Raw genomic sequence first — 8,830 nt, forward strand, 5'->3', positions numbered from 1 at the left:
CTAAAATCTCTCTTCTTATATAAAGTAAATGTTATTCCTAGTGAAATTATTATTAGCACAATACTTATTCCTAAATATCCAAAATCTAAACCGCTTGCTACAATTTCTGATGGCGTGAATTTATCATAAGGTGATAGATATTTTAAAAATTCAAAACTATCATTAAGTTTTGATATTATTCCCAGCATATAAGTTCCAAAGAAAACTCCAAGACCTATTTGTATAGGTGATTTGTTTTCTTTAAGCAAAACTGATATTAAGAATCCTATACTCATAAATACAAGCCCTGCAATGAAACTTCCTACAAATACTTCTTTCATCAAAAGAATATTGCTCATAATCTCTGATTTATCACTTGTAAATGCAATTACAAATCCTATACTAATAAGTCCAAGTACCATTATTAAAATAAATAATGATATAACACTTACTATAATTTTCTTTGAAACTATTGAACTTCTTGTGATTGGTTTAGAATATAAAAATTCTATTGTCCCCTCATTTTCTTCACTACTTAAAGCATTTGTTCCAAGTATTGCACCATACACACATACAACCATTAAAATAAATTGAAATGCGTACGCAAAGTAATCAATAATATTTGAAAAATCTACTGCTGAAGATATATTAAACATTTCAAGCATAGCACTTGGAAGTGCATCCATTTTAGCCATAACAACATCCATCATATCGCTATTTTCCATAGTAGGGAACATAGCCATAAATAATATTAAAACAAGTCCTGTAATAACAGACCAAGTCATTATAGACTTACTTTCCTTTTTAAGTTCAAATTTTATAATATTCATCTACTTATCCCCCTCATAATAATGCATAAAAGTATCTAAAAGTTCCTCTTCACATATGCTTAAATCAATAATCTTATACTTTACAAGCACAGCTAAAAGCTTATTCATATCAGCATTATAGTTAAACTCAAATTTATTGCCCTCATTACTTATACTCTCTGAAAATTCTTTTAAGTTTTCTAAGCTTATCTCATCACTTACAATTGTTACTTTCTTCTTTCTAAGCTCTTTAATATCAGTCATATCCTTTATATCTATAATTTCACCATCTTTTATAATTATGGCTCTATCACAATAACTCTGTACCTCAGTTAAATTATGACTTGATAAAAATATTGTTTTCCCCTTACTTTTCTCTTCTAATATAATCTCAAATAAATGTTTTTGTATAAGTGGGTCAAGTCCATTTGTTGGCTCATCTAAAATTATTAAATCAGGTGATGAAACTAAAGCTTGTACTATCGCTATCTTTTTCTTATTTCCAAGAGATAATTCTTTCATTTTCTTATCCATATTGAGTTCAAGCTTTTCACAAATATAGTCAACTCTCTCATTATTTATATTTTTATAAAAACTCTTTGCATATGAAATAATATCCCTAACTTTCACATTCTCATAAAACTTAACTTCACTAGGCACATACCCAACTTTTTCTTTTATAAGATTTGAACTTTCTACGCAATCTAAATCAAAAATTTTAGCTTCTCCACTATCCTTAAAAATTATATTAAGAAGAATTTTTATAGTTGTAGATTTACCAGCACCATTAGGTCCTATAAATCCAACAATTTCACCTTTCTTAATATCAAAACTTACGTCTTTTACTCCTCTAGCACCATTGTAACTTTTACTTAGCTGCTTAACACTAATAATATTACTCATTTTTATCCCTCCAATTAATATAAGTTGTAACTATCTTCCATAATTCTATCTTATTATTTAAAAACTCCTTTGACAACCTAAAACATCTAAGTTGCATTTTATAAACAGTATCTTGCCAAAATCTATAAAAAAAGAGATATATTATATATGAAAATTTACTTTTCACTATAATATATCTCTTCTACTTATACTAAAATCCTATAATCTTCTTCTCGCTTAGTTACTTTTTCTCTATCCAATTTCTCAAATATAGCAACTAAATACCGTCTTGATGTACCTGTCATCTCTTTTAAATCTGCAAGAATTATCTTACCATTTTCATTTATAAAACTTATAACATCAGCCTTAACCTTATTATAATTTTCATTATTTATAAAAAGATTATCCTCTAAATAAATAAGACTTCCCTCTTCTATTAAAAGATTTAAAACAAGTTTATAGTCTTTTTTATTTTTTTCAGTTGCTATAATATCTTCAAACCTTGGTGCTGAAAATTTAAATTCATTATATTTTTTTATAATATCATCCTTAATTTTCTTTTGCTCCTTAGTTAAACTTATTTCATACCCTTTTAAACTAATATTTACTCCACTTTGTTTTATAACATCTCTTAAAAGTAAATTTTCTAATATTTTATCAAATAATGCTACTTTAATTTTTTTCTCTATTACTTTTCCTTTTAAAGCATCCTTATTCATTGCTACCTTTAAAGGATTTATATTATAAAACTCTTTAAAAACTTTGTTTACTCTATTTTCAACTTCTAAAATAAATCTATTATGCACATATAAGTTATCTTCAAGTTTTATAATCTTTTTATCATTTAAAAGTTTTTCTATATTCTCATGTACCTCATCAATAGAAATATTTAAAATACTTGCAACTTCACTTAATAGAATAAATTCATTACTTTTTTCAAGTAAAATATTTTCAACCTTAACTGATATATCTCCACTCTCTTTCATTTCTAATGACTTTATATACTCTTCCTTAAACCTCTTAGCCTTTATTGCCTTACTATCTAAGATAGTGGCACCAGCTATTGTATTCATAGGTGAATAAGTTCTTATAACTATCTTATCCTGTGGCTTTGATGATATTTCTTCCTCAAGTCTTAACTGTATAAATCCACTCTCACCACTTTTTAAAACATCTTTATCAAGAAGTACAACTCTTGCCATCACTTCTTTTGCATAGTGATATACTCTAACTCTCTGCCTATTAACAAGTTCAAGCCCATCAATATTTAAAAGATTAATTCTTGCATCAATCATATAAGAATTTTCTTGTTTATCAACTTCATATACAAACATACCTCTTTTAACTTCAAGCTTATTATCTAAAACTATATTAATAGCACATCTCTCTCCTGCAAAAGCCTTATCTCTATCTTCTCCATGAACTTGAATACCTCTAACTTTAGCTTTTCCTATTTCATCTGAAATTTCTAGCTCATCACCTATACTCACACTTCCTGAAAGTATACTACCAGTTACAACCGTTCCAAATCCATTAACCTTAAAAACTCTATCAATTGGAAGTCTAAAAATTTCCCCTTTATCCTTTTCTGATACATCATTAATTTGATTTTTAATTTCATCACAAAGATTTGAAATTCCATCTCCTATTTTTGATGAAACACCTATAATCGGTGCATTCTTCATAAAACTATCTGATATAAACTCTCTAACTTCTTCCTTCATAAAATCAAGCCATTCACTATCAACTAAATCACTTTTAGTTAAAACAACTATTCCTTTTTTAATATCAAGAAGTCTTAAAATATCCATATGCTCTCTTGTCTGTGGCATGATTCCTTCATCAGCCGCAATTATAAGCATAACAATATCAACAGATGAAACACCTGAAACCATATTTTTAATAAACTTCTCATGCCCTGGAACATCAATTATAGCTATTGTATTTTCATCATCTAGTTTAAAGTAAGTATATCCATTATTTATAGTTATACCCCTCTTTTTTTCTTCCTCTAAAGTATCAGTATCAACACCTGTTATAGCTTTAACCAATGCTGTTTTACCATGATCTACATGCCCTGCTGTCCCAACTATTATATGTTTCATATTTTCTCTCCTATACTCTTAAAGGCATCAAAAATAATACCATATTCATCTTCACTTATAGTTCTTATATCAAGTAGCAATTTCCCACTACTCATTCTAGTTATAATTGGAATATCTCTTTCCCTAAGCATTTTCTCTAGCATATTTTCACTAACCTTTGAAATAACACTTATAACATATGTTTTAAGTGCTTCCTCTGGCATAGCCCCTCCACCAACAAATGATACATCACTTAAAATATCAAAATTAAATTTATTAATTTTACAAAGCATATCTTTTAAAACTGTTGCTCTCTCTAAAAGACTATTCTCACTTTCAGTTATCATTTTTAAAGTTGGAATTTTTGCTATAACACTCTCTTCTTTTAAATATTCTAAAAGTGTTGCCTCAAGTGCTGCAAGAGTGAACTTATCAACTCTAAGCGCTCTTGTAAGAGGATTTTTTTTAAGTCTATCTATATATATTTTTTTACCAACAATAATTCCTGCCTGTGGACCACCAAGCATTTTATCACCTGAAAAACTAACTATATCAATCCCTGAATCAACAGACTCTTTAACAGTTTTCTCCTTAGCTAGTCTACCTTTAAGCTTAAGTAATACTCCACTTCCTAAATCCTCATATGTTGGTACATTAAATTTCTTACCTATCTCTGATATTTCTATTGAACTCACTTCACTTGTAAATCCTATAATTTTATAATTTGAGCTGTGAACTTTTAAAAGAATTCCCGTATTTTCATTTATTACTTTTTCATAATCTTTAACATGAGTTCTATTTGTAGCACCAACTTCTCTTAAAATAGCACCTGAATATTCCATAACATCAGGTATTCTAAAACTTCCACCAATCTCAACAAGTTCTCCTCTTGAAATAATAGCTTCTTTTCCTCTTGCCATTTCATTTAAAATAAGCATAACTGCGGCAGCATTATTATTAACCACAAGAACACTCTGCGCCCCTATAAGTTCTTTTAATACTTCCTCAATATGAGAATATCTGCTTCCTCTACATGCCTTTTCTAAATTATATTCAAGGTTAGAATAATTTTTTGCTACATCTACAACTGCATTTACTGCATTTTCACATAAAACAGAACGCCCAAGATTAGTATGAATTACTATTCCTGTCGCATTTATAACTCTCTTTAAATTTTTTTCAAAACTTCCACTTAGAATTATTTTTGCTTTATCTAAAACTTCGCTTTCTGAAATACTTCTATCTATTTCACCACAAAGTATTTGCTTTCTAAAAAAAGATAAGGAATCTCTTAAAGCAAGTTTAACCCTTTCTCTAGTAAATTCCTTTGCAAGTTCTTTTCCTATTTTACCTTCTAAAATAGGGTCTACCTTTGGTAGACCCCTTAAAAATTCTTTATTCATTTTAATCACTCCTACTATTCTACAATAATAGAAATTCCATTAAAGTCCTCAACTCTACCTATAGCTTCACTCTTTATAGGTAACTTTTCAAGTTCACTCATAATATCCATATAATCCTCTGCCTTACAAGTAAATGCAAGTCCACCAGAAGTTTGTGGGTCAAATAAAATATCTCTAAGCCAAGGCTCAACATCAATAAGTTCATACTCACCCTTAGCATAGTCTCTATTTCTATAAGAACCTCCAGGAACAAATCCTTGAATTGCAAGTTCCTTTGCTTCTTCTATATATGGAATGCTATCTTTATATAATCTGAATGTTTTATTTGATGGTTTTGCCATCTCATATATATGACCTATAAGTCCAAACCCTGTAATATCAGTACATGATGAAATATCATAATTTGCTATAACATCAGCTGGATATTTATTTAAGTAAGTCATAACCTCAACAGATTTTTTATATGCAACATCACTAGCAGCCCCGCCCTTTAAAGCAGTACTAATAATTCCTGTTCCAACTGGCTTTGTAAGAATTATTATATCGCCTGTGTTAGCTCCATAATTTTTTAAAACTTTATCTGGGTGAACAGTTCCTGTAACAGATAAACCATACTTTGGTTCATTATCATCAACAGTATGCCCACCAACAATTACAGCTCCTGCCTCTAAAACTTTATCAGCTCCACCCTTAAGAATTTCTCCAAGGATATTCATATCTAAGCATTTAGGAAATCCAACTATGTTTAAAGCAACAATAGCCTTTCCTCCCATAGCATAAACATCACTTAAGGCATTTGCTGCTGCAATTTGACCAAAAGTATAAGGATCATCCACCATAGGTGTAAAGAAATCTAAAGTTTGAATTGTAGCAAGGTCATCAGTTAATTTATAAACTGCTGCATCATCTGACGTGTCTATTCCAACTATTAAATTTTTATCTTCCATTTTAGGAAGCTTTGATAAAACATCTGAAAGAGCCTCCGGCCCTATTTTACCTGCTCAACCACCTGTTCTTGCTAATGAAGTTAATTTTATCTTTTCTTCTAACATCTTATCACCATCTTTTCTTAAGTATTCTACTTTTGATTATATCATAAATTAGTAGCTTACTAAATGCTTAGCTTATCCCTTATCTTCTCTAAAGTCTTTTCACCAATACCACTAACACTCGTTAAATCATCAATACTCTTAAATCCACCACTTGTATCCCTATAATCAATAATAGCTTGCGCCTTAGCTTCACCAATCCCATTAAGAGTCATAAATTCTTCATGCGTAGCAGTATTTATATTAACAATATCACCTTCACTTTTTTTACCTTCAGATGGTTTATTAACTTCTGAAACTCCTACATTCAAATCAACTTTATCTAAACTCTCTTTATCATTAATATTTGCAATTACAATACATTCTCCATCTGATAGTGAACTAGCTCTATTAATCTCATCTACATTAGCAAGTTCACTAAGCCCCCCTGCTTTTTCAATAAGTTCATGTACTCTACTTCCTTCAACTAAGGTATACACACTAGGCATTTTAACTTCACCCTTGATCTCAACCACAATTTCCTTTGCCTGAATAACTTCTGGTATTTCATTAACTTCCGTAGCTTCTTTTTGTTTATTATCTTCTAGCTTTTCTTTTCCCTCTATTTCTCCCTCATTAAACATTTCCAAAACTTCTTCATTAGACATATCATCTGCCTCTCTAAATGAAGTTAAAAATATCCCTACCGAAACAATTATCCCAAGTATCACTAAACACCCAATAAGCCTCTCTTTTTTCTTCATTTTACCTCCTATTTCATCATATTATTAATATTTATTTAATTTATTGACAATTTTATATTTTTTAATAGATTTCATTCTCAATCTTCTGTATAATTTAAAATTATTTACATAATTTGATAATTTAATCACTTAATTATATATTTATATAAATAATATTAAATTTACACACACAATAAATTTAATATTATTTAGTTGCTATCATAAAACATATTATTTAAAAATAATATCCGATAAAGATAACTATATTTAGGGGGCAAATTAATGAAAAACTTTTTTAAATCTATTTTTTCAACGTTACTAATTCTTTGTATATCTGGAACTTTTGCACTAGCTGCTGAAAAACCTCCAGAAGTTAGAGGAGAAGGAATGATACTTATTGATGCTAATACAGGGGATCTATTAGCTGATAAAAATTCAAATGAAAAATTTGCACCAGCATCTACAACTAAGCTTATGACAGCATTACTTGTTCTTGAAAATGCTAAACTTGATGAAATGATAACCGTTGGTGCAAAACCACCTTTTGCAGAAGGAAGTTCCATTGCATTAAAAGAAGGTGATATGTATTCAGTAGAAGACATTCTTCATGCTCTACTTTTAGAATCTGCAAATGATGCAGCAATGTCACTTGCCGAGCATATATCAGGAACAGAAGAAGATTTTGCAAAACTTATGACTAAAAGGGCTAAAGAACTTGGTGCAAAAAATACTAACTTTGTAAACTCAAGTGGTTTGTATGAAGAAACTCATTATACAACAGCTTATGACCTATCTCTTATAATGAAAGAAATTTTAAAGCATGAAGATTATATAAGAATAAGTAGACTTACTTCTTATGAACTTCCTGTAAGTAAAGTTGATGGGGAAACTAAATGGGTTAATAACACTACTACATTATTTAATCCTAATAATGCTAATTACTTTGAAGAGTTAATCGCTGGAAAAACTGGTTATACAAATGTTGCTAGATGTAGTTATGTTTCAGCAGCAAAAAAAGATGGACAAACACTAATTTCAGTTTTACTAAAAGCTGAAACTAAAACTGAAAATTTTGAAGATACAAAAGCATTATTTAGTTATGGCTTTGAAAACTTTGATAGTGTTAAAATTTATGATGCAGGTGATACTGTAACTTCTATAAAAATAAATAAAAATACTGAAATACCACTTATAACAAATAAAGATGTATATTATTTTGTAGATAACACTAAAAAATCTCTAACAAGAAGTGGCAATGAAGGGGTTAAATCTAAAGTTAAAACAAGTATATCTTTAGAACAAAAAGACATATCAAACACATCATTTAATAAAGGTGATGAAATTTTACATGCTGATATCCTTGTTGATAATAAACCTTTTACTAACATAGCTTTAGTTAGTGGTATATCTTTTGAGCCATCTCCACTTTCTACTATATTAAACTTTTTAAAATCTAATTTTCTACTTTTGATACTCTTAATAATTGCTATTATCATATGTATATTGGTTATAAAAGAAAAATTTATATATCATGGTTATAGAAAAAGACATAAAAAAATACTATTTAAAAACAAAAATAAAAGAAATAAATTAAGATTTTAAAAAAATGCAGATGTATTATCACAATACATCTGCATTTTATTATTTATTCTTTATCTTATTTATAGCATCATTAAAATCATATGGTAAATCTGTTCTAAGTGAAAGCTTCTCTACTGTCCTAGGACTATAAAAATCTAATCCATATGCATGAAGCGCCTGTCTGCTTATGATAGCTTTATCTTCTTCATAAAAATCTGCACCATAAAGTTCATCACCAAATATAGGATGCCCTAAACTTTGCATATGTACCCTTATTTGATGTGTTCTTCCTGTTTCTAAAAGACACTCTACAAGGTCTGC

At 29.0% G+C, this 8,830-nt stretch carries 7 protein-coding genes and 1 pseudogene; 1 reads left to right on the plus strand and 7 read right to left on the minus strand.

Features of this window, described 5'->3' with window-relative positions; genetic code table 11:
* The 6 genes from Q0V15_RS09825 to Q0V15_RS09850 form a co-directional block, all read right to left on the minus strand.
* The coding region (locus tag Q0V15_RS09825) for an ABC transporter permease subunit (protein ID WP_297438500.1) at window positions 1-809 on the minus strand (809 nt) is incomplete at its 3' end.
* A complete protein-coding gene (locus tag Q0V15_RS09830; RefSeq protein WP_297438502.1) occupies window positions 810-1,691 on the minus strand; it encodes an ABC transporter ATP-binding protein in 882 nt (293 codons plus the stop codon).
* A 185-nt stretch (window positions 1,692-1,876) separates the two neighbouring features.
* Window positions 1,877-3,775 (minus strand): selenocysteine-specific translation elongation factor, encoded by a 1,899-nt coding sequence (selB, locus tag Q0V15_RS09835; protein WP_297438504.1) that lies wholly within the window; start codon window positions 3,773-3,775, stop codon window positions 1,877-1,879.
* Window positions 3,772-5,157, minus strand: coding sequence for an L-seryl-tRNA(Sec) selenium transferase (gene selA / locus Q0V15_RS09840; RefSeq protein WP_297438506.1), 1,386 nt, complete (start codon window positions 5,155-5,157; stop codon window positions 3,772-3,774). Before selA ends, selB begins: the two co-directional genes overlap by 4 nt.
* A 14-nt stretch (window positions 5,158-5,171) precedes the next feature.
* A complete protein-coding gene (gene selD / locus Q0V15_RS09845; RefSeq protein WP_297438508.1) occupies window positions 5,172-6,209 on the minus strand; it encodes a selenide, water dikinase SelD in 1,038 nt (345 codons plus the stop codon).
* 59 nt (window positions 6,210-6,268) lie between these two features.
* Entirely contained in the window at window positions 6,269-6,949 is a 681-nt protein-coding gene (locus Q0V15_RS09850) for a ComEA family DNA-binding protein (protein WP_297438511.1), read from the minus strand.
* Between the two features lie 261 nt (window positions 6,950-7,210).
* Here Q0V15_RS09850 and Q0V15_RS09855 point away from each other — a divergent pair, with 261 nt between their 5' ends.
* Complete coding sequence (locus Q0V15_RS09855) at window positions 7,211-8,530, plus strand: serine hydrolase (RefSeq protein WP_297438513.1); 1,320 nt, start codon at window positions 7,211-7,213, stop codon at window positions 8,528-8,530.
* Window positions 8,531-8,569: 39 nt separating this feature from the next.
* Here Q0V15_RS09855 and Q0V15_RS09860 read toward each other — a convergent pair.
* A pseudogene (locus Q0V15_RS09860) lies at window positions 8,570-8,830 on the minus strand (RluA family pseudouridine synthase); the annotation flags it as partial.

The organism is uncultured Clostridium sp., from assembly GCF_947036855.1.
Lineage (GTDB): Bacteria > Bacillota > Clostridia > Clostridiales > Clostridiaceae > Sarcina.

Bases quoted from the DNA above. Each gene is read 5' to 3' on its own strand.
- Q0V15_RS09855 (WP_297438513.1), top strand. From the start codon at position 7,211: ATGAAAAACTTTTTTAAATCTATTTTTTCAACGTTACTAATTCTTTGT.
- Q0V15_RS09830 (WP_297438502.1), bottom strand. From the start codon at position 1,691: ATGAGTAATATTATTAGTGTTAAGCAGCTAAGTAAAAGTTACAATGGT.
- selB (WP_297438504.1), bottom strand. From the start codon at position 3,775: ATGAAACATATAATAGTTGGGACAGCAGGGCATGTAGATCATGGTAAA.
- Q0V15_RS09850 (WP_297438511.1), bottom strand. From the start codon at position 6,949: ATGAAGAAAAAAGAGAGGCTTATTGGGTGTTTAGTGATACTTGGGATA.
- selA (WP_297438506.1), bottom strand. From the start codon at position 5,157: ATGAATAAAGAATTTTTAAGGGGTCTACCAAAGGTAGACCCTATTTTA.